The organism is Streptomyces sp. NPDC059256, assembly GCF_042753785.1.
Lineage (GTDB): Bacteria > Actinomycetota > Actinomycetes > Streptomycetales > Streptomycetaceae > Streptomyces.
Map to the genome: position 1 here is coordinate 312,732 of NZ_JBHYZO010000003.1, position 26,195 is coordinate 338,926.

Consider the following 26,195-nt stretch of genomic DNA (forward strand, 5'->3'; position numbering starts at 1 on the left):
GGGGCCGGTGGGGCGAGTGGGGCGGTGCGGTGAACGCGATCCCTACTCCGGGCCCACCGGCCGGCCTAGGAGGCGTCGCCGGTGAAGGCGCGCCGTGCGGCCCGTCGCCAACGGCCCCCGGCCAGCCCCGGTCGGAGCGCGACGAGCGAACCGCAGTACTTCGTGAAGACCGCCGGCCGCACTCCCTGCGCGTGCAGGAAGAGATCGGCCTCGGTGAGATGACCCGTCGTCTTGGTTTCGACCAGTACCAGTCCGGGATCGCAGCGCACGGCACCGCCCTCCCGGACGTCGTCGCAGCGCAGCCGTGCGTCGCAGGTGATGCGTTCTCCGTCGGAGACCAGGGTGGCCCTCTGGTAGTCGGTGGTGACCGAGGGGGAGAGCGCGGTGGGCGCTTGGATGCCGTACGCGGTGAGCAGTGCATCGGCGAGGAAGTTCCGCGACGACGGGTCGAGCGGGGTGTCGTGCCCGGTGAGGGGGCGGCGGTGCTTGACGGTCTCGCCGCGCCCTCCCTTGAGTTTGATCTCGAACTGGCGCTCTCCGGAGTCCTGGTAGATCCGTTCGCGGATCTTGAACCGCAGTCGGCGGCCCTGTCGGTGTTCGTGGAAGCACCGCATGTCCGGAGTGTCGTAGTAGACGGAGTGGTAGCGGAACCAGCGGCGCCCGTCGATCGTGAGCGCCCGGAACGGTCCCTGTGGTCGACGGGGGTCGGTCAGATGCGCGGTCAGCGCGGCGAAGATCGGAGTGGGGACCAGGTACGCCTGGTCGAAGCGGGCCAGCAGTTCGGCGCGCTCCTTCACTTCCGCGAGGGAGATGGAACGGGCGTTCATGATCGGCCAGGCGATGTCGTCCATGCCCGGCAGGAACGGCTCCCGTTCGTCCTGAGGTGCGGGGTGCGGGGTGTGATCGGGTCCCTTCTGTTCGGGTGCGCCGTCGTGGAGCGCGGTCGTCGGCTCATCGGCGGAGTCCAGGGCCGCCGGTGTGCCGTGGTGACGGGGGCGAGGGGTCGCGACGGTGGTCACGCCGCCTCCAACGACGGCTCCGGGGTACGGGGATGCAGTGCGGTGGGTTCCGGTTCGGGTTGCTGCTCGTCGGCTGTCTTCTTGACTTCCAGTGGTACGCGGTACCGGACGTCCACCACGGTCAGATCGCGTACGTAGTCGACCTCCATGACGGTCCAGTTGAGGGGCTCTCCCAGACGACGGTGGAGATCGGCACGGAGTTCAGCGGTGTTGCCGTAGACCGCGTCCAGGGTGACGACCGTACGGCGGGCCCGGGCGAAGAGCCGTGGGTGGTCGGCCGCGTACACGACGGTCAGCAACAGCGCGGAGAGCGCGCCCGCCTGCCGGATGTCCAGTTGCGGCAGACCGCACAGGAGGCCCAGCACCAGGGTGGTGAAGTAGTAGGCGACCTCCTCGTGCTGGATGGAGTCGGAGCGGAGCCTGATGATCGAGAGCACGCCGAAGAGACCGAACCCCAGCGCCGCGCCGCCACTGCCGCCGACCTGCGCGAGTGCGGCGACGACGGTGAAGAGGGCCACGTTCAGCGCGAGGTAGGCCGGCAACAGATCACGGCGGCGGTGCCTCGGGTAGTACACGGCGAACGCCAGCAGGGACACGGTGACGAGATCGAGGACAAGGTGCGTGGCGAGTTGCCTCAGGGACTCCAAGGTTGCACACCTCCTAAGGGGAAAGAGTGAAGATTTGGGATTGCCGCGAATCCTAGGCGAATGCATTGCAAAGAAACGGGAAAGGGTATATCCGTTTATGTAAAAAGGGTTGCTGGGAGATTTTCGGCCACATAGCCCCCTGTGGATGGTGGTTGATGACGGCTCATGGTCTGAAATACCCGATCATGCCTAGGGGGGCCCTGGTTGGCTTATGGCGACGATTCGTTGAATCCTGTTCGGTCGCTTGAACGATGAAAAGCATTCCGATGTCGTCGCATGTCAGAAGCTGTAGGGGTGTGCACGTGAGACGGCGCTCATTTAAATCCTCCAGGGCGCTCGCAAGGTGAAGTTTGCTGGATCAACCATGTTTATGTATAGGTGTAAGGGCGGTCGATCGGAAACCTCGGGATCGCAGTTCCGGTTGCGCGAATTCCTGCGGAGGTGCAGAGGTTTCCGGAAACGTCGGTGCTGGTCATTCGGGCGATGGGCGCATCGGGCGATTCCTGCTGCGGGGGAGGTCGTGCGGATGGAGCCGTGCCGGCGGCGGATATCGATCCGGGGCCTCGCGCCCGCTGCCGCCCCGGGGTTTCTGACGGGTGGGCCTCGGGTCCTGACGGGTGGGCCTCGGGTCCTCGCACCCGCTCCGGGCGGGGGCCGTCCCGTGGCTCAGGGGGGCGAGTGTGTGCTCGGCGCAGGGGTGCCGGGTGGCGGTGACGCGGTGGTGTTGCGGGACGGATGCCTGTCGTAGTGTGAATGTATGAAAACCGACAGGGTGGAGTCTGTTTCACCCCGTTCATCATGTTCATTCCGTTTGTCCGGCTCCTGGATGTAAGGCCAGCAGAACCGACCTTGCGAGGAGTCGATGGCCCATCAGACGCAGAGCGATGCTCGCCCGACGACCGCCGCACTCCCCCCGCCCCGGTTCCGCTCCCGTCTGGGGGCGCCGCGCGGTCTGGCGTTGCCGTCGGCCGCAGGGTGGGGGCCGACCGTGGGCACGGTCCTCGCGGTCTACGCCACGAGCGTCGCCGCGCACCTGCTGATCCTCGCCGCGATGATCAGCCCGGGTGGGCCCGGCATCCGTGACCGACTGCTCTCCTGGGACGGTCAGCTCTACACCTCGATAGCCGCCGACGGATACCCCGATGGCTTCAGCTACGACGAGAACCGCGAACCGGCCGGCAACAACCTGGCCTTCTTCCCGCTCTACCCCCTCCTGGTCCGCGGCCTCCACCAACTGACGGGCATTGAAGCGGGTACGGCCGCCATCGCCGTGGCCCACCTCGCCCTCATCGCCGCACTCCTGGCGCTGCACGCTCTGATCACCCGGCTCCACGGCACGCGGACCGCGACGATCGCCATCGTCCTGGTGGCCGGTGCCCAACCCATGGCCCTGGCCTTCTTCATGGGGTACAGCGAGTCGCTGTTCCTCGCGCTGGCAGCGGCCACCCTCCTCGCGACCCATCGCCGCGCCTGGCTCACCGCGGGCACCCTGGCCCTGCTGACGGGCCTGACCCGCCCGGCCGCCGCAGCCCTGACCCTCGCCGTGGTACTCGCGGTGGTGCTGGAGATCCGCCGCGCCGGACGCCCCACCTGGCGCACGCTCGCCGCGGTCGCACTGGCCTGCGCCGGAACCCCTCTCTATCTGCTCTGGGTGGGCAATCGGGCCGGCCAGCTCAACGCCTGGTTCGTCATCCAGGAAGCGGGCTGGGGGACCCGCTGGGACAACGGGTCGTCCTTCTTCAGATTCCTGGGGGAGACGTTCCAACGCGGTGATGGCTGGGTGTCCGTGAGCACCGCGGTCCTGCTCGTCGCCGCCGTCTGCACCACCGTCATCGCCTGGCGCCGCGACGCGTGGCCCCCGCTGCTCGTCTACGGCACCACGGTCCTCGTACTGACCTTGGGCCAGAGCAACTACTACCACTCCAAGCTCCGCCTGCTGATCCCCGCGGTCCTCTTCCTCCTGCCACTGGCCAAGGCCCTGTCCACCGTGCGCCCCCGCACCCTGGTGATCACCCTGACCGCGGCCACCCTCTTCGGCTGTTGGTACGGCGCCCACATGGTCACGCTCTGGCACTACGCGATCTAGCGCCACGCGGGTGTCGCCGTCCGAGACCGTGTCGTGCTGTGCTGTGCTGTGTCGAGGTGTGGCGAGCGGCTTCGAGCTGTTTCCAAGACTCAGCGGCGCCGAGGCCGTCAGCAGACGCCCGGGGTGAGGACCGGCGCCGGGGGCGGGACGCGACCATGAACGTCCAAGGCTGTCCTGGAGTGCCCGCGAACCCGGTGCCCACGGTCGACGGGCAGCCAAGGCGCTTGGCCTAGAAGCGGGGTGCCGGAGGTAAACGCAAGAGCCTCACCGGCGACTGCGCTGGTGAGGCTGGGTGTGTGCCCCCGGCAGGACTCGAACCTGCGGCCAAGCGCTTAGAAGGCGCCTGCTCTATCCACTGAGCTACGGGGGCCGGTTGGTGGCCGCGGCTACCGGAGCCCTGGGGTCCGTGACCTTGCCGGGCACAAGGATAGGGCTCCTGTCGCCTTGACCCGGTTGCTTCACCTGCGTGGCACGTTGTGTAGGTTCGGTGAAGCGAACCGATAATCGCAGGCAGGTGCGATTCCTGCATCGCTTTTCACGCCTCGCGTCCTGGGTGTTGTGCACTCGTTATGCCTGCGCCCCACTCATCCCAAGTGTCCCAAGTGTCCGACCGGCGCGCAGACATTCCCATACGCTTCAAAAAGCTGCCAAAATTAGGCATTCTTCCCATGTGGTGACCTTGGATGCACGGCCCCAGCTGATCGACGCACTAACCGCCCTGCGCGACCGTGTCGCCGCCGTGCGTCTCCCTCTGACCCTTCCCGGCACACCCCGCGCACGTCAGGCACGTACCGAACTCCTCGCACAGCTCGACGACTACCTCGTCCCCCGCCTCAAGACCCCGGGCGCCCCACTGCTCGCCGTCGTCGGCGGATCCACCGGAGCCGGAAAGTCAACACTGGTCAACTCGCTCGTCGGACGACGCGTCAGCGCAGCCGGCGTGCTGCGGCCCACCACCCGCACCCCCGTTCTCGTCTGTCACCCCGACGACCACCACTGGTTCGCTGACCTGCGGGTATTCCCACAGCTCACCCGTGTGTGGCTCCCCCAGCAGGAAGACATCGAAGACCCCGACCACGAGAGCGCACCCGATGCGGTGCCCGACGGCGGGGCCCTGCGCATCGAGAAGGCGCCCTCCCTGCCACGTGGACTCGCGCTCCTCGACGCGCCCGACATCGACTCCCTCGTCGTCGAGAACCGGCTCCTCGCCGGCGAACTCATCTGCGCCGCCGACGTCTGGATCATGGTGACCACCGCCTCCCGGTACGCCGACGCCGTCCCCTGGCACCTCCTGCGTACCGCAAAGGAGTACGACGCGACCCTCGTCACCGTGCTCGATCGAGTGCCCCACCAGGTCATCGGTGACGTCTCACGGCAGTACGCAGCGCTGCTCACCAAGGCCGGACTCGGCGACGTCCCCCGATTCACCATCCCCGAACTCCCCGAATCCGCCGGCGGCGGCAGTGGACTACTCCCCACCACGGCCGTCGCCCCCCTGTTCGCCTGGCTCGCCCATCGGGTGCAGGACCCCGCCGCCCGGCAGCAGGCCATCGGACGGACCGCGACCGGCGTGATCAACTCGCTCAAGGCCCGCATGCCGGAACTGGCCGCGGCCGTCGCCGGGCAGTACGCCGCAGCCGTACGCCTCATGGGCGTCGTCGAAGAGGCGTACGGAAGGGAACGCGAGCGGCTCAACCGAGAGCTCAAAGCCGGCTCCGTACTCGCGGGAGACGCACGCACCCGCTGGCGCGGATTCCCCCGCGACAGCTCAGCCGCCGAACTGCTCGACGCCCTCGTCGGCAGCCTCTGCGCCCTGGTGCAGTGCGCGGTGGCCGCCGCGGACGAACACGTACAGGACGCCTGGCGCACCGAACCCGGTGCACAGAACGTCGTGCTCGAAGGCCGTCTGGACCTGGAGGCCGCCGAGCGCATCGGCATCGCCGTACGCCGCTGGCGCCGGGAGCTCGAAGAACACGCGGACGAAGAGGTACGGGGACTCGACCTCCCGTCCGCGCCCGACGCCGAGACCGTTGCCGCACTCGTCGCCACCGCCCTCCTGGGCGGCCGACGCGCCAAGGCCGCGGGCGAGCAGCTCGCCGAACGGATCGGGGCCCAAGGCGCATTGCGCCTGCGCGACAAGGGCGGCGAACTGCTGGCGACCTCCATCGACGAGGTGCTCAACAGCGAACGCGACCGACGCCTCGCCCCCCTCGACGCCCTCGATGTCTCCCCCGAACCGCAGGCCGAGCTGATCGCCGCCCTGTCCGTACTCCAGAAGGTGAGGTGACGGCGGTGACCGCCATCACGGGCGACGAGAACCCGACCGTCCAGGAACCCGTACCCGCGCCGCCGGACGCCGAGGGCACCCGCTGGGACGACGGGCTCATCGCCAGACGTGCCACCGACCGCAGCGACGAGCCCCGGGAGCGTACGGCCGTCGTCCAGGGCGCAGCCGCCGAGGAGGAGCTACCGATCGGCGGCAACTACGACGGCCCCCTGCGCGCCCGGCTGGACGCGCTGCGCGAACTCATCGGCCTCTCCCGCACCAGGCTCGACCAGGGCGCACTCACCGAGGCCGGACGGGTCCTCGACGAAGCGTCCGCCCGCCAACGGCTCTCCTCGCGCCACACCGTCGTCGCCATCGCCGGCGCGACGGGCAGCGGGAAGTCCACCCTCTTCAACACGCTCGCCCAGGTGCCGCTCTCCGAGACCGGGCTCCGCAGACCGACCACGGCGGCACCGATCGCCTGTAGCTGGTCAGAAGGTGCCGCCGGCCTCCTCGACCGGTTGGCCATCCCCTCCCGGCTGCGCCGCCGCCCATTGGCCGGGGGCGCCGACGAGCTGTCCGGCCTGGTGCTCATCGACCTCCCCGACCATGACTCGGCCCTGGTCAGACATCGCGACCAGGTCGATCGGGTCCTGGCCCTCGTCGATGCGGTGATCTGGGTCGTCGACCCCGAGAAGTACGCGGACGCAGCACTGCACGAAAGGTATCTGCGTCCGCTGGCAGGCCATGCCGAAGTCACCTTCGTGGTGCTTAACCAGATCGACCGGCTACCCGGCGACGCGGCCGACCAGATCCTTGACGACCTGCGCAGACTCCTCGACGACGACGGCATGGCGGTGGGCGAACACGGTGAACCCGGCGCCACCGTGCTCTCCCTGTCTGCGCTCACCGGCGAAGGCGTCGACGAACTGCGCGAGGTGATCGGCACCTTCGTCCAGGAGCGGTCCGCAGCCGCCCACCGGCTGGCCGCCGACGTCGACGTCGCCGCAGCCAAACTGCGTACGTCCTATGTGGCCGACGGCAGGACGGGACTCGACGAGCGGACGCGCGAGGACTTCGCCGCGCGCCTCGCCGAGGCGGTCGGAGCCAAGGCGGCCGGCGAGGCGGCCGAACGGGAATGGCGGCGGCACGCGGGGCGCGCCTGCGGTACGCCGTGGCTGCGGCTGTGGCGCTGGTACGAGCGGACGCGGACGCCCGGGGCCGCGCTCACCCCGGTCGCACCACCGGTGGAGGAGGAACTGACGGCCCGGCAGCGGGTCGAACAGGCGGTCCGTACGGTCGCCGACGAGGCAGCAGCCGGCTTGCCCACCCCCTGGGCGCAGGCGGTGCGCGAGGCCGCTGTCCGCGGCGCCGAAGGGCTGCCCGAGGCGCTGGACGAACTGGCCGTACGCGAGGCGACGACCACCGGTAAACGACCGTTGCGCCCCGCGTGGTGGCCGGCGGCGGTGATGGCCCAGGCAGGGATGACGCTGCTTCAGATCTATGGCGGGCTGTGGCTGGTGGGGCAGATCATCGGATTCATGGCGCCCGGCCTGATCGTTCCCGCCCTGCTGATGGCAGCCGGGATCGTGGGCGGCCCACTGGTGGAGTGGGCCTGCACGGCTGCCGTACGAGGGCCGGCCAGACGCTACGGACAGGACGCCGAGCGACGGCTGAGGGAAGCCGCGGCCGGCTGCGGCCGAGCGCGGGTGCTCGATCCGGTCGCGGGGGAGCTCATGCGGTACCGCGAGGTCCGCGAACAGTACGCGACGGTGGCGGGTAGGACCGGGGCGGTGACCGGAACCCGGGGTCGGGCTCCGCGCTCCATCCACGGGGGCGCTAGGGGAGGCTCCGGTGGCGCGGCCAAGCGTGCTGGCGGTGGCCCGACCGCGGACATCGATGGCCATGAAGTCCGTACGGGCGGCGGCACCCAGTTGGGAGTGACCGGGTTTTCCACAACCGGGCGGTAGTCCACAGGCCCGAGCGGCTTCTGTTCCGTGCGCTCAGGATGTTCTTCGTGGCCCCGGACCGAGGGCCACGAAGAACACCGGTACCCGCGGGGTGAGCCGGATCGGGCAGATCAAGGGACCACCGGACCCCTCGTGCTCGACTTCCAGCGTGCTCCTCTCCCCGCCCGGGTGCCGGATCAGCCGCAGAGGGAGGCGGGGACCATGAATGACACCTTGGTGACCGTGGTGGGCAATGCCGCCACACAGGTGGAGTACCGGGAGACGGCGGCGGGTGGGGGCATGGCGCGCTTCCGTATCGCCGTCACTCCCAGGCGTTGGGACAAACAGAGCGCTGCCTGGATCGACGGGCGCACCGGGTTCTACACCGTCTTCGCCTGGCGGTCCCTCGCCATCAACCTCGCCGGATCGGTGTCAGTCGGCGAACCTCTGGTGGTCCATGGCCGATTGCGGGTGCGTGAGGAGGAGCGCGACGGGCAGCGCAGGACGTCGGTCGACATCGAAGCCCTGGCGGTGGGACACGATCTGACGCGCGGTACGGCGGCCTTCCGACGCGGTGGCAGGACGGAGGCACGCACGGCGACCGAGGCGGCGGGCGGGACCGCTCTCAGCGGTTGGGACAGCCGTCGAGTCGGCGACCGCTCTGAAAGCGCATCACAGGAGAGGGGTGGGCACGAAGTGCAACTTGTTCTCTCCCATGCCGCGCAGGGTGCCGGTGCTCCTTCGGCGGAGTCCACATCGGAAGCACCCTTCTGAACCTCTGCTGACTTTCTGAGCTTCTGACCGTATGGCTGGCTGGGCTTCTGACGCCGTAGCTCTTGCTCTTGTGTCCACTGGTGTTCTGACGGCTTGGGATTGCCTGGGGGCTCGTACCCGGCTCCCAGGCACCCCCCGTGTGGACGCTCCCTCCCGAGCCGTCGTTGTTCCCGAGGCGGGAGGTACCCGGAAACGCGGGCCTTGCGTGCCGGGTTATCGATGAGGACGTAAGTGAGGAAGGAGGGTGGACAAGGAAGGGGACCGCGTGCAACAGGATATTGGGGAGGAACGACGGAAGGAGTGGCTGTTCTGGGTGGAAGGCTGTTCCCCGCGACAAGCACGGAATGTAGTCCCATCCTTACCCGAACGCCGAACGCCGAACGCCGAACGCCGAACGCCGAACGCCGAACGCCGAACGCCGAACGCCGAACGCCGAACGCCGAACGCCGGATTGCGGATTCGATTCGCCAAGTGGTCTGGGGTGCGCTGTGGCGGCGAGGGGTCGTCAAGGGCGTTGGCGAGGGGGCGGTCACCGGTGCGGGCGTGGTCAGAGCGTGCTGCGGGGGTGCTCGTTGTCTTCGGATCACCGTCCGTCGCATCCGGCCGCCATCTCCTCGGCCCCCTGGTTCACCCTCGTCTCCGAGGCTCTTGCTGACCGCCCAATCAGGAATCTCCCACTGCCTCGATGAGACTGCTGACCATGCTTTGTAAGCGAGTTGTAAATATCCGCTGAAGTGGAATGGAAGCCTCTGACCGAACCCCCGCCCGCCACGTGGAGCGCGATAACGATTCCGATTCGGAATGCTTATCTGACCCTTTGGCGGGGGACTGGGCGTCGGTGTCTCTCTAGGATTCCCCAGTACTCACGGGGCACTTGAGTTGCTGGCGAGGCACTTGCCCACGCGTCACCACGGGGCCATGTGCCACGCGCAACCGGCGCCTCGCTCGAAGGGGAATGCTGTGTTTGTGAAGTTCGCCGTGTCCGCTGTCGGCAGGGGGACCGTACGTCGTCTGGCAACGGCTGCTCTGGTGTCGGGATTCATCGCGACGGGGGCCATCGTCGGCGCGGATGCTGCGGTCGCCGACGACAGCACTCAGCACCAGGGCGGAGCCGTGGCCACGCTCAACGGTCTGACGACCTTCGACCGTGCCGTGCTGCGGGTCAACGGCAAGGGTCACTCCATCCCCGCAGGTGTCTTCGAGCTCACCGTCGACGGTGGTGGTCGGCTGAAGACGTACTGCATCGACATCCACCACCCGACCCAGGACCAGGCGAAGTACCTGGAGACCTCCTGGAGTGAGACTTCGCTGGGCGTCAACAAGAACGCCGGCAAGATCCGTTGGATACTTCAGCACTCCTACCCCCAGGTCGACGATCTGGCCGAGTTGGCGAAGGCGGCCAAGACCGGTCCGCTCACTCAGCAGGCGGCTGCGGCGGGCACCCAGGTGGCGATCTGGCGCTACTCGGACAACGCCGACGTCACAGCGGTCGACCCCGCGGCCGAGAAGCTGGCGGATTGGCTGCACAAGAAGGCCAAGAAGCTCAGCGAGCCGCAGGCTTCCCTCACCCTCGAACCCAGTGCCGTCTCCGGTAAGAGCGGTAGTCGCATCGGCCCGGTCACGGTCCGGACCGACGCGGACCGGGTCGCGATCGCACCACCCGCGGACTCGGCCGTCAGCGGTGTTCAGATAACGGATCTGGCCGGACAGCCCATCGCCTCCGCGGTCAACGGCAGCAAGGTCTACTTCGACGTCCCAGCCGGGACCCCCGATGGAACGGCCGAGCTGACCGCACAGGCGGCCACATCCGTACCCGTCGGCCGGGCGTTCGCGGCGTCGAGCAAGAGCCAGACGCAGATCCTCGCCGGTTCCAGCGAGTCCACGGTCTCGGCCACGGCCGTGGCGACCTGGGCGCAGACCGGTGCGATCCCTGCCGTCTCCGCGCGGAAGAACTGCGCCGAGGGGGGCATCGACGTCACCGTGAGCAACCGTGGGGACGCACCGCTCACCGTGGACGTGGCGGGCACCGCCCACACGGTCCCCGTCGGGGCATCGAAGACCGTCGCCGTCCCCGTGGCCGAAGACCAGCCCTATCAGTTCGCCGTCACGGGCCCCGGAGGCTTCTCGAAGACCTTCGCAGGGCTCCTGGACTGCAAGGTCAGCGGTGCGCCGGACATCGAGACGGCGGCGCAGGCCCCGGGCACGCAGACCGGGCCGCCCACCGCCGTCGGGTCTGTGACCGGTGGGCCCGCGACCGGAGGGTTGTCGACGGCCCTGGAAGGCGACCTCGCCGCGACGGGCGGTTCCGACTACACCCCGGTGATCGCAGGCACCGCGGTCGTCCTCGTGGTGATCGGCGGCGGCGCCGTCTTCTTCCTCCGCAAGAAGAAGACGCCCGAGCCCGGTGGCGGTCGCGCTGACCAGGCCGCCCGGCCAGGGACGGACGCATAGCCCCACCGGAGCCCGACACGGTCACAGCTCCGCATGCAGAGGAACACCGCAGGTCCCCTGTGCATGCGGGGCTCGCGCCTGTGCATGCGGGGCTGGCGATCTGTTGGACTCCAGGGGCCACCCGCACGGTGACCGTCCGACCGGGCATATGTTCCCGTGCCGGGCCGCACGAACCGATTGCAGCGCCTCCGGGGTCACATCCCCGGCCCGGGCCCGCTTGGCTGGAGTCGCATCCCCAGCCCGTGCCGCTTGGCCGGATGAGATGTCGGCACCTGGGCACGGGGCCAATCCAGCCCCTGTTGCCCGTCCGTAAGCCGCATTCATCCCACCCTGCCACCGGAAGCCGCGTGCATCGATGGCGGTCCCGACCGCCCACAGCGGCCGGGACCGGTCGGGAACGAGCGGACTCCCGGTTGATCGGCACCCCGAGCGCCCATGTCCCGCCGACTACTCGTTTTCATCCTCAGGTGGACGTACGGCAAGATGGGGTGTATCTGCCCATCCACTTCTTGCCGGACGGTTTCTCTTGGCTGAGTACATCTACACGATGCGCAAGACGCGCAAGGCGCACGGCGACAAGGTCATCCTCGATGACGTGACGCTGAGCTTCCTGCCCGGCGCGAAGATCGGTGTGGTCGGCCCAAACGGCGCCGGTAAGTCCACCGTCTTGAAGATCATGGCCGGTCTGGAGCAGCCCTCCAACGGTGATGCGTTCCTGTCCCCCGGCTACACGGTCGGCATCCTGCTCCAGGAACCGCCGTTGGACGAGTCGAAGACGGTCCTGGAGAACGTCCAGGGCGGTGTCGCCGAGGTCAAGGGCAAGCTGGACCGGTTCAACGAGATCGCCGAGCAGATGGCGACCGACTACTCGGACGCCCTGCTCGACGAGATGGGCAAGCTCCAGGAGGAGTTGGACCACGCCAACGCCTGGGACCTCGACGCCCAGCTGGAGCAGGCGATGGACGCCCTCGGCTGCCCGCCCGGGGACTGGGCCGTCACCAATCTCTCCGGTGGTGAGAAGCGCCGCGTCGCCCTGTGCAAGCTGCTGCTGGAAGCCCCCGACCTGCTGCTCCTCGACGAGCCCACCAACCACCTCGACGCCGAGTCCGTGCAGTGGCTTGAGGCCCACCTCGCCAAGTACGCGGGCACCGTCGTCGCCATCACCCACGACCGGTACTTCCTCGACAACGTCGCCGGCTGGATCCTCGAACTCGACCGCGGTCGCGCCATCGGCTACGAGGGCAACTACTCCACCTACCTGGAGTCCAAGCAGTCCCGGCTCAAGGTCGAGGGGCAGAAGGACGCCAAGCGCGCCAAGCGCCTCAAGGAGGAGTTGGAGTGGGTCCGCTCCAACGCCAAGGGGCGCCAGGCCAAGTCCAAGGCCCGTCTCGCTCGCTACGAGGAGATGGCGGCCGAGGCCGACAAGATGCGGAAGCTGGACTTCGAGGAGATCCAGATCCCGCCGGGCCCCCGGCTCGGCAGTGTCGTCGTCGAGGTGGAGAACCTCTCGAAGGGCTTCGGCGACAAGCTCCTCATCGACGACCTCAGCTTCACGCTGCCCCGTAACGGCATCGTCGGTGTCATCGGTCCGAACGGCGCCGGCAAGACCACCCTGTTCAAGATGATCCAGGGCCTCGAAGAGCCCGACTCCGGCGTGATCAAGGTCGGCGAGACGGTCAAGATCTCCTACGTCGACCAGAGCCGCGCCAACATCGACCCCAAGAAGTCGCTGTGGGCCGTGGTCTCCGACGAACTCGACTACATCAACGTCGGCCAGGTCGAGATGCCGTCCCGCGCCTATGTCTCCGCCTTCGGATTCAAGGGCCCGGACCAGCAGAAGCCCGCGGGCATCCTCTCGGGCGGTGAGCGCAACCGGCTGAACCTCGCGCTCACCCTGAAGCAGGGCGGCAACCTGCTGCTCCTCGACGAGCCCACCAACGACCTCGACGTCGAGACCCTGTCGTCCTTGGAGAACGCCCTGCTGGAGTTCCCCGGTGCGGCCGTGGTCGTCTCCCACGACCGTTGGTTCCTGGACCGAGTGGCGACGCACATCCTCGCGTACGAGGGTGAGTCGAAGTGGTTCTGGTTCGAGGGCAACTTCGAGTCGTACGAGAAGAACAAGATCGAGCGTCTCGGCCCGGACGCGGCCCGTCCGCACCGTGCCACGTACAAGAAGCTCACCCGAGGCTGAGGCGAGAACCCATGGCTCGGCATATCTACCGCTGTCCCCTCCGCTGGTCGGACATGGACGCCTTCGGGCACGTCAACAACGTCGTCTTCCTGCGGTATCTGGAAGAGGCGCGCATTGACTTCATGTTCCGACTGGCGCCGGGTGACGGTTCCCCCTCGTTCTCCGGGGGGTCCGTGGTCGCGCGGCACGAGATCGACTACATACGGCCGCTCGTCCATCGACATGAACCGGTGATCGTCGAGTCATGGGTGACGCGCATCGGCGCGGCTTCCCTCACCATCACGTACGAGGTCAAGGACGACGCTTCGGACGCACAGGTCCACGGCGGCGCCGGGGACGCTCCGCAGGTCTATGTGCGGGCCTCGACCGTTGTCGTGCCGTACGACCTGGCGGCGGGCCGACCGCGTCGGATCACTGCGGAGGAGAAGTCGTTCCTCCAGAAGTACCTTCCTGAGACGGAAGCCGGGACGGGCCCCGCAACGTCCGCCGCGGCAGACGAGGACGCCCTCGTCGGATGAGTGTCCCCGCGCGTGGTCTGTACTTCGTCGACGCGAGGGAGGCGGAGGACCTCACCGCCTTCCTCGCCCGCCTGATCCACTACGACCGCGCTGCGGCCGTCCGGCTCCAAGCCGGTGGTCCCGACGGTCCCCAACCCCATCTTGCCGTGTTCGGCCGTCCGCCCTCCTTTGAGGTGCTGGCGATACGGACCTCGCGGCTCCGGGCTCCCGCCCAGCTGGACGTCACCGTCTCCGCGGGCGAGCTGCTGGAAGGCATCTCGGACGCCGGCTTCATCGTGCCCGACGCGGTCACCGGTCCGCCGTGGGCGGGTGTACTGCCGCCGCGCGGGGGCTGGCGCAGGCTCGCGGGGCTTCCTCCGGTGGAGGCGATGAGGGAGGCGGTGGCTGCCGCCGTCGCCGAGTTCCGCCGCCGCGACGAGGAGTTGCCCGCCGAGCGCCGCAGCCGGTTGGAGCGTGATCAGATCGGCCGTGAGATCTGGTCCCGTACGGTCGGCGCCACCCCGCTCCCGCTGCGGGCCGTCCATGCCGCCCAGTCCTTGGGCTTCCTACGGCCGGGAGTCGCGGTAGCACTTCTCTCGGCGGGGTCCTGGCTCAGACTGGGTACGCCCTTCGGTACCGTCGCGGTTCGGACGGCCGGCCTGGGAGGGCTGAACGTCACCCCCACCAGAGGGTGACGCTCAAGGGGACACCGGGACACGCATCCTGCGGAGGCAGGGTCCCTCCCGGTCCAGCGCCCCGCCCCGCTGTGGAGAGCCCTAGCCGGGGGTGTTCAGCATGGAAGCCGCCGCGTAGGTCAAGTAGCTCCACAGCGTTTCTTCGTGCTCCGGCGCAAGGTCCAATTCGTCCACGGCGTCCCGCATGTGCCTGAGCCAGGCGTCGTGCGCTGCCTGGTCCACCTTGAACGGCGCGTGCCGCATCCGCAGTCGGGGATGGCCGCGGTTCTCGCTGTAGGTGCGCGGGCCGCCCCAGTACTGGATCAGGAAGAGCCTGAAGCGTTCCTCCGCGGGGCCGAGGTCCTCCTCCGGGTACATCGCCCGCAACTCGGGGTCCCCGGCGACGCCCTGGTAGAAGCGGTGCACCAGACGACGGAACGTCTCTTCGCCGCCGACCTGCTCGTAGAAGGTCTGCTCCTGAAGCGTGCCGCGCGGGATGTCGTTCACGTGGATGAGCCTCGCAATGTGTATCTGACCGGCCCCGGGGGGTGACTGTCCGGGGGCCCGGGGCGGGTTCCCCGGGCAAAGCCGCACACGTCCATCGTCTCAGACGGACCGGCCGAGGACCCGGGCCCTAGGACCTTCTCCCCTTGCACCGGAAGGCCCTCGACGCTACTGGCGGGTACGCGGGCGCGGGTGCTCGCACAGCCGCCCCCCTCGGTGGACAGTGGAGGCATGGGGACGGGACTGGAACCGTATGGCGAGCCCGCCGACGAGGCGCGGGCGGCTCTCGTGCGGCTGATTACGGACGGGGGCGGACTGACCGACCCCGCTTGGCGTCTCGCCTTTGAAGAGGTGCCGAGGCACCTCTTCGTGCCCTACTACTTCGTGAACCGCACGGGCAGATACGAGCGGTTCTGGGGCGAGGACCCCGACCCGGTGCGCAGGGAGCGCTGGTTGCGCGGGGCGTACTACGACGGTCCGCTGGCCACTCGGGTGCGGGACGGCGAACTGATCTCGTCCAGCAGTCAGCCGTCCCTCATGGCCGGGATGCTCGAAGCCCTTCAGGTGCGGCCAGGCCACTCGGTGCTGGAGATCGGGGCGGGCACCGGCTACAACGCCGCCCTGCTCTGCCATCGGCTCGGGGACTCCAAGGTCACCAGCATCGACATGGACACGGAGATCACCGAGTCCGCCCGGGCGCATCTCGCAGCGGCGGGCTACCGTCCCACTGTGGTCACCGGTGACGGAGCGCGGGGCTGCCCCGACCGGGCACCGTTCGACCGGATCATCGCGACCTGTACCTTGCCGTCCGTTCCTCCCGGTTGGTTGGCCCAGTGCAACCCGGACGCTCTCATCCTCGCCCCCCTGTCCACCGGGTTGATCTCCCTCAGGGTGCGCGACGACGTCGGCGGGCGCAGCGCCGAGGGGCACTTCCTGCGGACGTCCGCGTACTTCGTCGCACTACGCGGATCAGACGCGGTGCCGGAGCGACGCATGGGTGGACTTCCCCGTCGGCTGCTGGAGAACGATCTCTTCCGCTTCTTGCTGACCCTGACCGCCGGCGGCCTCGATCCACGGGAGGCGCTCTCGCTGTGGGAGCGCGAGGGCCGCCCGCTGCGCGACCGGTTCGGAGTGACGGTCACGGCCGATCACCAGTGGGCCTGGCTGGACGACCCGGACGGTCCCTATGCCTGGCCGCTCGGGCGTACGGCCACGGAGTAGCGCCAGCCTGCCCGATGCCATGGGGCGGGGGCTCTCCTGCACTCAGCCGTGAATCGGCCACCGCCGAGGAACGAACGGAATCGACGGCACCCCCGTACCGACGGCCGATGGGCCATGAGTACGGGGTGCCGCCGATCGGTGCGGCCGTAACCGCCGCGCCTGTGGATCTAGCCCCGGCGAAGGGTGATCGTCGTCCAGGCGCCGACGTGCACACGGTCGCCGTCGTTCAAGGGCACCGGCACATACGGCTGGATCGGCTCTTCACCGCCGTTGATCGTGGTGCCGTTGGTGGAGTTCTGGTCGACCACGGCCCACGAGCCGTCCTGCTGCTGCACCAGTACCGCGTGCTTGTGCGAGACGCCCGGGTCCTCCGGCGGCACCGACAGGTCGATGTCCGGGGCTTCCCCGGTCGACTGGCGGCGTCGGCCGATGGTGATCTGGCTGCCCGAGAGCGGTAGGTGCTGTTCCGGCGAGTACGCGGGGACGGTGAGCCCCGTCGCGTCCGGCCCGCTGCGCTGCATCATCGCCAGGAAGTACTCGCGGTCCGGCGCGATGACGGCGCTCCACCCTCCTTGAGGCTGGTAGGGCGGAGCGGACTGGTGCCGACCGGGGTCGCCCTGCTCATGGCCACCGGACTGCATCTGCCGACCCTGCTCGCCGTACTGCGATGGGGCGCTGCCGTGGCTGGAGGGGCCGGACTGCTGCTGGAAGAGCGAGAGACCGGCCTGCATGCCCTGGTTCTGCGCCCCGGGGGAACCCTGGCCCTGGGAGGGCGGAGGGATCATCCAGTCGTCGTTGCCGGGCTGGTGCGGCTGCTGGGGTATCGGGGGAGCGGGCTGCTGCTGGTACGAGGGCGGCGCCTGGTGCCCGGGCCCCTGGGGGAAACCGGGGGGCTGCGCATAGCCGGAGTGCTGGCGGCCGGACGGGTCGTTCAGCGGCTCGGCCGGCCGGTTGAGCTGTGACGGCCGCGAACCCTGGTAGTCGAAGGGGTCGTGCTGCTGTCCGTGGCCCTGCTGGGGCGACTGCTGGCGCGGGGGCGGCTGGCTGGTGAACCCCGAGGGCAGATTCAGCCCCGACTGCTGCTGCTGTGGCGGCGGCGCGAGGGGGGTGTAGGAGGTCGCCGTGTGCGTCAGGAAGTTGTACCGGCACTCCTCGCAGTACGGGGCCATCGCCTCGCGCGGGGTGCGGCACTGCGGACACAACTCGGCCACGGCGGTGGCGTTCGGGTCGCCCTGGCCGGGGTAGCCGTACGACGGCGGTGGTGCGGCTCCTGGAGGAGCGCCGGGGGCCATGCGGTGGCCGCAGACCTCGCACCAGTCATCGGAACCCGACTGGTGTCCGTTCGGGCAGGTCGGCATGTCGGCGCTTCCCCCTCTCCTTGTCCGGCCCGAGGGCCGTCCCACTTCATGACATCGCTGATCGTGTGTGCCGTGGACGCGAGCGCGCCGATCACTTCTTCACGCGCACCGTCTTTGTGGAGCGTGTTTCGAGAGTCATCTCGTCGGCGTCCGCGACCTTGGCCTTCAGTCGCACAGTACCTGTCGCGACGTCGACCACGTCCACCACCTTCGAAAGGAGTTTCGCAGTGTCTTCGTTCCCCGAGGCCGCGGCGAGCTGCACCGCACGCCCCAGCTTGGCCGTCGCATCATCGATATGACCGGACTTGCGAGCATCAAGCCCTTGTTGGATGACTTGTGCTAGTTCGGCCTGGCCTGTGTAGTGCGCCACCTGCGGGTTGATGGACGTCGACGCCGCCATGTCATCCGTCCAGACCGCTCGTATCAGCCCCTGGGAGAGCACCTGGGGCGCGCTCCCGTCCACGGACGGGATGATCAAGGAAGCGCGGGCCGCCAGCATTTCCTGTCCGATGCTGGCCTGGGGCACTTCCACGCACACGTGATAATCGCGGGACTCGTCGCCCCACGAGCCGGTCGGGTAGTCCCCGGCGCGCGGGCCGGCCTGGGTGCGCCGCGGGGTCAGGTCCTCGACCGTGGGAGCGACCTGCTTCACGAACTTGATCTCCACACCGACGGGTGTCCACAGGCGCAGGGCAACATCGGCGATCCCCTTGCCCATCGCCTTCTCCATCATCCCGGTGAAGTCCTCGGCGAGATGGGTCGGGTCCGCGACGATGTCAGCCGTGCCCAGCAGCGCGGACGCGATACCGGTGACCTCCTTGACCTCCCAGTCGGTCCCCACGCCCCGCGCGTCACAGGTGAAACGTCCGGTGGCGGCCCGCAGTGCCTTCTGCAACTCCTCCGGAGTCTCGTGCTCGTTGCGCCCGTCGGTCAGCAGGATTCCGTGCCGGATGGCGCTGTTGGCCGTGGCGAGCAGGGTGTCCGTCAGTCGTAGCCAGGTGCCGATGGCCGTACCGCCGCTCGCCGAGAGCCTGCGCAGCGAGTCCTTGGCCGCCGCCCGGCTGTCCGCGTCGGCGACCGCCAGTCGTCCATCGCCCGGATAGACCTCCGTGGCCCGGTGGGTACCCGCGACCACGGCGAACTCCACTCCGTCGCGCAGGGTGTCGATCGCGGCGGCGGTGGCATTACGGGCATTGCGCATCTTGGTCGGCGGATAGTCCATCGAACCCGAGCAGTCGACCATGATGACGACGGCCGCGCCCGAGGACGGCCCCGGTATCGCATCGGGCGTCGTCGAAGCGCTCGTGAGCTGGACTCCCCGGGTGGTACCCCCACCGGTCGAGGTGACCGTCACGATCGCGTTGACCTCCCGCCCGCCTTCGGGCAGGAACTCGTTCTGATAGACGTCGACGGAGAACTGCGGCACCTGGGACTTGGAGAAAACGGCCATCTGATGGGCTCCTTGAACACTCCACTCGGGAGGATCGGTCAGCGGGAGGACCCCGTGGGCTGCGGGGACCGAAGACGGGCTCGGTGGTGCGGATCGGCCGGCTCGGATCGGTCCGGGCGGCGCTCACCAACGGCTCCTCGGGGTGCGCTGCGGCTCGCCCGGACGGCCGGGCGGGAGCGCCGGACGTCGAAGTGCGCCGTCACCGGAAGGACTCGGGCCCTGCTCATGCCGGTCCGGATGGGGGCCAGACGGATTCGGAGCCGTGCGGTTCCACCGTGAACGGCACCACCGCGACGGTCACGTTGTCGTGGCCCCCGCCGTCCAGGGCGTGACCTACGAGGACTTGGGCGCTGTGGAGGGGACGGACGGAGGCATCGGGCGGAATGACCCTGGCCATGTCCTCGGCGGCCTCCGCGTAGTTCCACAGACCGTCGGTGCAGACCACCACCACGCCCGGGCGGTCCGGCTTGAAGGCCGCCGTGTGCGGGTCCAGTTCATAGGCGTCGGCACCCAACCACCCGGTGATGGCATGGGCACGCCGGTCTGCGTACGCCTCCTCCTCGCTCATCAATCCCGCGGCGACCATCTGGGCCGCCCAGGAGTCGTCCTCCGTCAGCCGGGCGGCGGGAGCGCTGCGGTCGTCGGGCACCCAGTACACCCGGCTGTCACCGACCCAGCCGACGACCAGGAGGCCCGCCGCACAGATCGCCCCGACGATCGTGCACGCGGGTGCGTTCAACTGGTTCGCGGGCGGCGGCTCCAGAGGATCGACCGGTGGGTTCCCATCGGCCAGGGCGTTGACCGCGTCAGCGGCGGCGACGATGGCGTCCCGCATGGCCTGTTGGGGATGCGTCCCGCGGGGCAGGCAGCCCGCCAGGAACGCATTGGCCGCCGAAGCTGCGGCCAGCGACGCCTCGTCCGGACGGACCGCGGACGAGACACCGTCGCAGACGATCGCCGTGATGGCGGGAGAGCCGTCGGGGAGCGCGGTCGTGGCGATGGCGAACGCGTCCTCGTTGCGGTGGTGGCGCAGCCCGCGGTCGCTCACCGCGGCGATTCCGACCAGTTCGAGCTCCATGTGGTCGCGCTCTCGGGGCTGCGCATGGCCGCAGTTCTCGCAGTACCCGTCGGTGTCCACCCGGCCGGCCCGACAGGCCACGCACACCTTGGCGATGTGCGGTGTCGCCGTCGGGTCGCCGGCGCCCTCCCCGGGTGCGGGCAAGGTGAAGTCCCCGTCAGCGCCCGGGACAGCGCCCGACGACGACCGGGGGTCGTCATGGCGCAGGGGTTGGGGCGATGGCCCACTCCCGGTGGCGGATGGCTCCCCGGTGGACCCGTCGGCCGCGTAGCCGAACGGCGCGGCACCACCTGCGGGGAAGGCCCCGGCCGGTGAGCCATGGGCGGGTGTGCCGGCCGTGGGGTGAGGGGCACTCCCGGTGCCGTACCCGCTGGCCGCGCTGCCGTACGACGGCCCGGCGCCGGCAGTGCCGTGGCCGTCCGCACCGGCGTGCCCCGGGGCGAAGGTGGGCAGTTGCACCCCGCGGGAGTCCATGCCGGGCAGCTCTCCGGGATGCTGCACCCGGGCGGGAGTCCCCGCGCTGTCGACGCCCGCGGCACGCGGCCAGGCGGCCGGGCCGACCGGCACGCCCAGGACGAGCGTCGGACGATCCCGTCCCACCTGTGCAGGGAAGGCGGAGAGGTCGAAGCCACACGCCCCGCAGTAGCGGTCACCCTCCTCCAGCGGTTCGGAGCAGCCGGGGCACGACGGCCCCGCGGCCGACTGATGCATCTGAGACGACATCGATCACACCCACGTCCGGGGGCGGAAGCGGTTGGCACGCTCCACCAGGTCCATCCGCTCCTCACCCCGCTGGGCGAGCCGGGCGAGCACCCGGAACGAGCGTTCCAGCCCGAAGCGCAGTCCGCGTTCGTCCAGTTCACTGCCGAGCAGTCGGGTCGGTGCCTGCCGCGCGGCGGTCGCGCTGCCGGGCTGTGACGTGCTCGACGGGTCCGGTACGGGCTGCGATGCTCCGGGACTACCGGAGAGTACCCAGTCCAGCGCCGTGCCGAGTACCTCTGTGGACAACTGTTCACGGCGAACGGCGTCGAGACCGAACGTTTTCAAGGCTTCCACCTGCGCCGCCGCCGCGGCCAGATCATCCATCAGGGGGTCGTGCGCGCCCCGCCGCCGCAACCGAGCCCTGACCGCTGCGACCCTGGCCGCCGTGTAGTGGATGGACGCTTCCGGCACCGATTCCAGGGTGCGGACCGCCCCGGCCCGGTCGCCGGAGGCGAGTTGTACGCGGGCAAGACCGAACGCGGCGCTGACATAGCTGGGGTCGGTCGTCCACACCAGGCGGTAGTACTCCGCCGCGTTGTCCAACTGACCGAGCACCTCGGCGCAGACGCCCAGAGCGAGCTTGGGCGCAGGTTCACCCGGGAACGCGTCGTACACGGCGTCGAAGGAGAGCGCAGCCGCTGCGTGGTCCCCGGTCACCAAGGAGGTCAGACCGCGGTACCAGACCACCCGCCAGTCGTCGGTGTGCTCGGTCTCCAACGTGCGCAGGGCGGTCACGGCGGAGTCGACGTCGCCCGTCTCCAACTGGGCGCGCAGCTCTCGCAGACGGATCTCCGGGGACGCGGTCGGGGTGCTGCGCAGGGCTGCGATCAACTCGGCGGGCGCCGAGGTCATCAACCCGGCCAGGAAGCCGGCGTGGGGGTCGTTCGGGTCCACCCGGGGGACGGGGAGGGCGAGCGAGAAGGCCCGGGTGTCCAGGGAGATGAGATGCGGTGTCAGCCGGGCCCCTGCCGCGCCCGTGGCGACGACGAGGGCCGCGCCCTCGCCGGCAGCGGCGGTCAGGGCGCCGTTCGGTGCACCGGGGGCTGCTTGCGGGTGCCCGACGGCCGCGGTACCGGCGGCGCTCTTCCCGAGGGATGCCGAAGCCGTCGCTCCACCGGTCCCGGGACCGGGCTGGCGCGGGATCGACGCCGGCGCGGCGGGCTTTCCTCCTCGGCGTGCGGTGCGGGCGCCGAGCTGCGACACGTCCTCGGTCAGCTCCGCGAACAGCTCCGAGTCCGTGACCCGCAGTTCCGGACCGAAGAGGGTGGACATCGAGGGGCGGGCGCGGCCCGTCTGGATCGACACGACCTCGCGCAGCACCCCCGTCAGCTGTTCGGCCATCTCCTGTGCGGAGGAGAACCGTCGGGCCGGGTCCGGATCGGTCGCCCGGACCAGGAGCCGGTAGAACGACTCGTAGGTACGGAAGACCTGGATGTGCTCCGGGTCGGGCAGGGAGTCCACGAAGACATTCGTGTAGCCCTGGAAGTCGAAGGTCAGCACAGCCAGCGTCCGGGCGACGGTGTAGAGGTCGGAGGCCACGGAAGGCCCGACGTCGGCGACCTCGGGGGCCTGGTAGCCGACGGTGCCGTAGATCGCCGATTCCTCGTCGTCCATCCGTCGGACCGCGCCCATGTCGATCAGTTTGAGCTGGTCCTGCTGCTGGATCGCATTGTCGACCTTGAAGTCGCAGTACAGCAGGTTTCTGCTGTGCAGATGGCCGAGCGCCTCCAGCGCCTCGATCCCATAGGCGCACGCCTGCTCCACGGGCAGCGGATCCCGCTTGCCCTCGGCGTCCCGACGGTCGTTCGCCAACTCCTTGAGCGACTTCCCGCCCACGTACTCCATGACGATGTAGCCGTCGAGCGAGCCGTTGCGCTGGTCCAGGTGCTCGACGAAGTTGTAGATGCGGACGATGTTGGAGTGTTCGATCTCGGCGAGGAACCTGCGCTCTGAGATCGCCGCGGCCATGGCGTCCTGGTCACCGGTGTCGAGGAGGCCCTTCAGAACCACCCAGCGGTCGGAGACGGCGCGGTCCACCGCCAGATAGACCCAGCCCAGGCCCCCGTGGGCCAGACAGCCGACCACCTCGTACTGCCCGCGCACGATGTCACCGGGCGCCAGTTTGGGTACGAAGGAGTACAGATGCCCACAGGCGGTGCAGAAGCCTTCCGTACGCCCCGGACGGTCGCCGCGCGAACGCCCCACGGGAGCACCGCACTCGGAGCGCGAGCAGAACCGCTTGCGTTCGGGCACCTCGGGATCGCTCATCACGGCCGCACGGGGATCCGGTCGCGGCACTTCCGGTACGACCACCAGGCCGGCGCCCAGCCGATTGCGGGCGGAGGAGCCGCTTGAGGTGCCAGAACTGCGCACCGAGACCGACCGCGATGACGCATTGGCCCCGGTCAACGACCGCGACAGCCGTCCCGAGACCGAGCGGCGCGAGGTCGACGAACGGGAAGAGGCCCGGGATGAGCGGGAACTGCTCCGGACGGACGCACTGTCGCGCCCGCCGCCCTCCGTACCGCTGCCGGCCCGGCGCCGGGTGGCGGAGCCGGTCGATGCGGCAACCGGCGCGAGCCCGCAGGTGTCGCAGTACAGCTCGCCGCCGCCCATGTCCTCGTAGTTGCCCTCGCAGTCGGTCCGCTGGCAACTCGTCGCCTCGTTCATGACTCCCCCCTGCGCACGCTCATCTCATGCCTCCGCGGTCAGCGGGGCCCGCTGGATCGGACTCCCGTTGGGTGAGTGCCTCCGCCGCGGCCTGCTGGTAGCGCAGGACCGCGTGCTCGGCCACCCGAAGATCGCACGGCGCGCTCCAAAGCATCCTGCGCGCCGCGTCGTACCGCTCGATGAGCAGCGGGTCCTCGGCGAAGCCGTTGCGGGCGACCTTCGCCTTGTAGGCGTCCAACCGGCCGCGCAGTTCCGCGCGGACGGCGAGCGGCGCGGTCACCGCGGTCAACGACTCCCGTGCCCGCAGCAGTTCGTCCTCCGCCTCCCGCTCCAGGGACTCCAACAGCGGGGAGAGCCGATGCCACTGCGAGTGCCGTCGGTACTCGGCGGCCGTGGCGAGCCGCTCCTGAAGGGTGAAGGGCGGTCCGCTCACCGCGGGCACCTCGGACGCGGCTATCTTCGCGAGCACCTCACCGCGGGCCGAACGGGCCTCGGTCAGGGTGCGGTCGGCCCGGGAGAGCAGGTCCCGCAGTCGGATCAGCCGCTCCTCGGAGTCCTGGCGGACCCGCAGCACCGCTTCGATCTCCCGCCGGATGTCCTCCAACGCCCGTGCCGCACGGTCGTAGCGCTGGGTGTCGGGTCGTCCGCCGCCGGGCGCCGACGAGCCGGGAGCAGGCCGCCAGAACGCCAGCGGGTCGGAGATGACCTGGGCGCGCAGGGTGGTCAGCTCATGGGTGATGGACTCCAGTTCATCACCCGACGGGTGCTCACCCGGTCGTACGCCGACGGAATGGGCGAGAGAACGGGTGCGCTGGAGCTCCGCCGAGAGCAGGTCGATCCGGGCAGGGAGCGCCGACCAGACGGCGTCCGCCGTGACGACCATGTCCAGGGAGCGGGCGTAGAGGTCGTTCATCCGGGCCACGAGTTCTTCGAGGCTGAAGCGCTCCGAGAGCTTGGCGGGGCCGGTGATCGACGAGGAGAGCTGCGGGGTCGCATTCGCGACGGTGACACTGGCGCCCCGCAACCGGTCGGTGAGCTCGACCAGGTCCTCACGGCTCGACCAGCGACGCCGGGCCCGTAGCTCCCGGGCTTCGGTCAGGGCGGAGCTGTACGCGTCGAAGTAGTTCCACAGCAGGGCGATGGACTGCTCGGTGCCAGCCCAACGGTCCTTGGTGACCCCGGTCAGCTCGGCGCCTTCGAGGAGTCGGCGCCCCGCATGGTCCTGGAGGGCGAGCAGCGAGGTCTCGATGGCCTCGTGCTCGGATCCGAGGCGTGCCAGTGCACGGTCCACCTCGTCCCGGTCCATCGGCGGCCCGGAAGCATTCCCGGAGCCGGCGAACGGTCCCGCGGCGCCCATCGATCACCTCTCTCGTCGGTCGTCCGTGCGTGTGCGCACGGTTCCAGCGCTGCCGCCCCGCCCTCGCGTCCCCTTGCAGGGGCGTGCGGCTAAGGGCGGGCCCTTCGTCCTTCTGTGCTCCACCGCCGTCGATTCCGTGGCGTGGTCGCGCGTCGCTCGACATCCACCTCGGATGCCGATGCCCCCGCCGATCGTGCCGCGCGGGCGCCCCGGAACCCGGGGCCTGCGCCGCGTCAGCCGCCCCGGTACTTGGGCGCGGGAGGCCCGGATATTCCAGGCAGGTCATCCGCCAACCACTCCTGGTACGCGGTCATCCAGGCGCTCTGCCGGTAGTTCTCCAGGACCTGGTTCACCCGGCGGACCACATCGTCCTTGCCGAGTTTCGTCGCCACTCCGTAGAACTCGGTGGTGAAGGGCTTCTTCCCCTTCAGCTCCACCGTGGGGTCCTGCGCGGCCTGCCCGGCGGCGAGTGCGTTGTCCGTGACGACCGCGTCGACCAGCCCCTCTTGCAGGCGCACCAGACAGTCCAACTGGTTGGAGACCGTCAGGAAGTCCTCGTCGGTGGGCTTGCCCTCGTTCTTGTCCTTGTAGATCGCTCCGAAGGAGTTCTTCTCCAGTGCTTCGAAGGCGGTCGAGCCCTCGGCGGAGCAGACCTTCTTGCCCTTCAACGATTCGTCGTACCCGGTGATGGGGGAGGACTTGGGCGCCAGGACCTGCTGGCCCGCCTGGAAGTAGGCGGTGGAGAAGGCAACCTGCTTGATCCGGGAACAGTTGATCGTCATCGTCCGCACGACGATGTCCACCGTCCCGTTGTTCAGAGCGGGGATGCGCTGGTTGGTCGGAATGGCACGGAAGATGACGGCATCCGGCTTGCCGAGGATGTCCACGGCGATGGCCCGTGCCAGATCGATGTCGAAGCCCTTCAGCGCGCCGGTCGCCGGATCGCGATAGCCCCAGCGGTAGCTGTTCTGGTCGACGCCGACGATCAGCTTGCCGCGCTTCTTGATCGCGAGGATGTTCGGCCCGTCCGCGGCCGACGGGGTCAGCGACGCCTCCGGATCGGTGCAGGTGTCGGCCTTGGCGCGCTCTGCCATGGAGATGTTGTGCCCCATGACCGGAAGGGCAGAGCCGGCGCCCTGGGAGAGCGGCAGCAGTGTCCCCACGGCCGTCAGTACACAGGCGGTGGCCATGGCCGCGACACCGCCCCACCCGCGCAGGCTGAACTTGCCCCGCGACCCCGC

The 26,195-nt window shown here is 69.4% G+C and carries 18 protein-coding genes and 1 tRNA gene; 9 read left to right on the forward strand and 10 right to left on the reverse strand.

Features of this window, described 5'->3' with window-relative positions; translation table 11 throughout:
* Window positions 1-65 precede the first annotated feature (65 nt).
* Entirely contained in the window at window positions 66-1,019 is a 954-nt protein-coding gene (locus tag ACFXJL_RS09410) for a polyphosphate polymerase domain-containing protein (RefSeq protein ID WP_384690746.1), read from the reverse strand.
* Window positions 1,016-1,666, reverse strand: a complete 651-nt coding sequence (locus ACFXJL_RS09415; protein WP_358877555.1) for a DUF4956 domain-containing protein — start codon at window positions 1,664-1,666, stop codon at window positions 1,016-1,018. Before ACFXJL_RS09415 ends, ACFXJL_RS09410 begins: the two co-directional genes overlap by 4 nt.
* 862 nt (window positions 1,667-2,528) lie before the next feature.
* On the opposite strand from ACFXJL_RS09415, the gene ACFXJL_RS09420 reads away from it, so the two are divergent.
* Window positions 2,529-3,752, forward strand: a complete 1,224-nt coding sequence (locus ACFXJL_RS09420) for a hypothetical protein (protein WP_358877556.1) — start codon at window positions 2,529-2,531, stop codon at window positions 3,750-3,752.
* 297 nt (window positions 3,753-4,049) lie between these two features.
* Here the strand turns inward: ACFXJL_RS09420 and ACFXJL_RS09425 are convergent.
* Window positions 4,050-4,122: transfer RNA gene (locus ACFXJL_RS09425), tRNA-Arg, on the reverse strand.
* A 309-nt stretch (window positions 4,123-4,431) separates the two neighbouring features.
* On the opposite strand from ACFXJL_RS09425, the gene ACFXJL_RS09430 reads away from it, so the two are divergent.
* The 7 genes from ACFXJL_RS09430 (at window position 4,432) to ACFXJL_RS09460 (ending at window position 14,575) form a co-directional block, all read left to right on the forward strand.
* On the forward strand, window positions 4,432-6,039 hold the full coding sequence (locus ACFXJL_RS09430) for a dynamin family protein (protein ID WP_384691354.1): 1,608 nt from the start codon (window positions 4,432-4,434) through the stop codon (window positions 6,037-6,039).
* Between the two features lie 5 nt (window positions 6,040-6,044).
* Window positions 6,045-7,988 carry a GTPase gene (locus ACFXJL_RS09435; RefSeq protein WP_384690750.1) on the forward strand — a complete coding sequence of 648 codons (1,944 nt, stop codon included), beginning with the start codon at window positions 6,045-6,047 and terminating at the stop codon, window positions 7,986-7,988.
* A gap of 201 nt (window positions 7,989-8,189) precedes the next feature.
* Window positions 8,190-8,741, forward strand: coding sequence for a single-stranded DNA-binding protein (locus ACFXJL_RS09440; RefSeq protein WP_384690753.1), 552 nt, complete (start codon window positions 8,190-8,192; stop codon window positions 8,739-8,741).
* Window positions 8,742-9,659: 918 nt separating this feature from the next.
* Window positions 9,660-11,192, forward strand: coding sequence for a Cys-Gln thioester bond-forming surface protein (locus ACFXJL_RS09445; RefSeq protein WP_384690756.1), 1,533 nt, complete (start codon window positions 9,660-9,662; stop codon window positions 11,190-11,192).
* A 526-nt stretch (window positions 11,193-11,718) separates the two neighbouring features.
* On the forward strand, window positions 11,719-13,383 hold the full coding sequence (ettA, locus tag ACFXJL_RS09450; RefSeq protein WP_358880852.1) for an energy-dependent translational throttle protein EttA: 1,665 nt from the start codon (window positions 11,719-11,721) through the stop codon (window positions 13,381-13,383).
* Between the two features lie 11 nt (window positions 13,384-13,394).
* The gene (locus ACFXJL_RS09455; RefSeq protein ID WP_358880851.1) at window positions 13,395-13,901 is read left to right on the forward strand and encodes a thioesterase family protein; all 507 of its coding nucleotides are present in this window, start codon (window positions 13,395-13,397) and stop codon (window positions 13,899-13,901) included.
* Window positions 13,898-14,575 carry a hypothetical protein gene (locus tag ACFXJL_RS09460; RefSeq protein ID WP_358880850.1) on the forward strand — a complete coding sequence of 226 codons (678 nt, stop codon included), beginning with the start codon at window positions 13,898-13,900 and terminating at the stop codon, window positions 14,573-14,575. Before ACFXJL_RS09455 ends, ACFXJL_RS09460 begins: the two co-directional genes overlap by 4 nt.
* An 81-nt stretch (window positions 14,576-14,656) precedes the next feature.
* Here ACFXJL_RS09460 and ACFXJL_RS09465 read toward each other — a convergent pair whose 3' ends face one another.
* Window positions 14,657-15,061, reverse strand: a complete 405-nt coding sequence (locus ACFXJL_RS09465; protein WP_329019036.1) for a globin — start codon at window positions 15,059-15,061, stop codon at window positions 14,657-14,659.
* A 228-nt stretch (window positions 15,062-15,289) separates the two neighbouring features.
* Between ACFXJL_RS09465 and ACFXJL_RS09470 the strand changes: the two genes are divergently transcribed.
* Entirely contained in the window at window positions 15,290-16,279 is a 990-nt protein-coding gene (locus tag ACFXJL_RS09470; RefSeq protein ID WP_384690760.1) for a methyltransferase domain-containing protein, read from the forward strand.
* A 167-nt stretch (window positions 16,280-16,446) separates the two neighbouring features.
* Here ACFXJL_RS09470 and ACFXJL_RS09475 read toward each other — a convergent pair whose 3' ends face one another.
* The 6 genes from ACFXJL_RS09475 to ACFXJL_RS09500 form a co-directional block, all read right to left on the reverse strand.
* Window positions 16,447-17,637, reverse strand: coding sequence for an FHA domain-containing protein (locus tag ACFXJL_RS09475; protein WP_358880848.1), 1,191 nt, complete (start codon window positions 17,635-17,637; stop codon window positions 16,447-16,449).
* Window positions 17,638-17,728: 91 nt separating this feature from the next.
* Window positions 17,729-19,087, reverse strand: coding sequence for a VWA domain-containing protein (locus ACFXJL_RS09480; protein ID WP_384690763.1), 1,359 nt, complete (start codon window positions 19,085-19,087; stop codon window positions 17,729-17,731).
* Window positions 19,088-19,310: 223 nt separating this feature from the next.
* Window positions 19,311-20,888: a protein phosphatase 2C domain-containing protein gene (locus ACFXJL_RS09485; RefSeq protein WP_384690766.1), complete on the reverse strand. Its 1,578-nt coding sequence runs from the start codon at window positions 20,886-20,888 to the stop codon at window positions 19,311-19,313.
* 3 nt (window positions 20,889-20,891) lie between these two features.
* A complete protein-coding gene (locus tag ACFXJL_RS09490) occupies window positions 20,892-23,597 on the reverse strand; it encodes a tetratricopeptide repeat protein (protein ID WP_384690769.1) in 2,706 nt (901 codons plus the stop codon).
* Window positions 23,598-23,616: 19 nt separating this feature from the next.
* Window positions 23,617-24,954: a hypothetical protein gene (locus tag ACFXJL_RS09495; RefSeq protein WP_384632610.1), complete on the reverse strand. Its 1,338-nt coding sequence runs from the start codon at window positions 24,952-24,954 to the stop codon at window positions 23,617-23,619.
* A gap of 233 nt (window positions 24,955-25,187) precedes the next feature.
* Window positions 25,188-26,144: a glutamate ABC transporter substrate-binding protein gene (locus tag ACFXJL_RS09500; protein WP_358880863.1), complete on the reverse strand. Its 957-nt coding sequence runs from the start codon at window positions 26,142-26,144 to the stop codon at window positions 25,188-25,190.
* Window positions 26,145-26,195 lie beyond the last annotated feature (51 nt).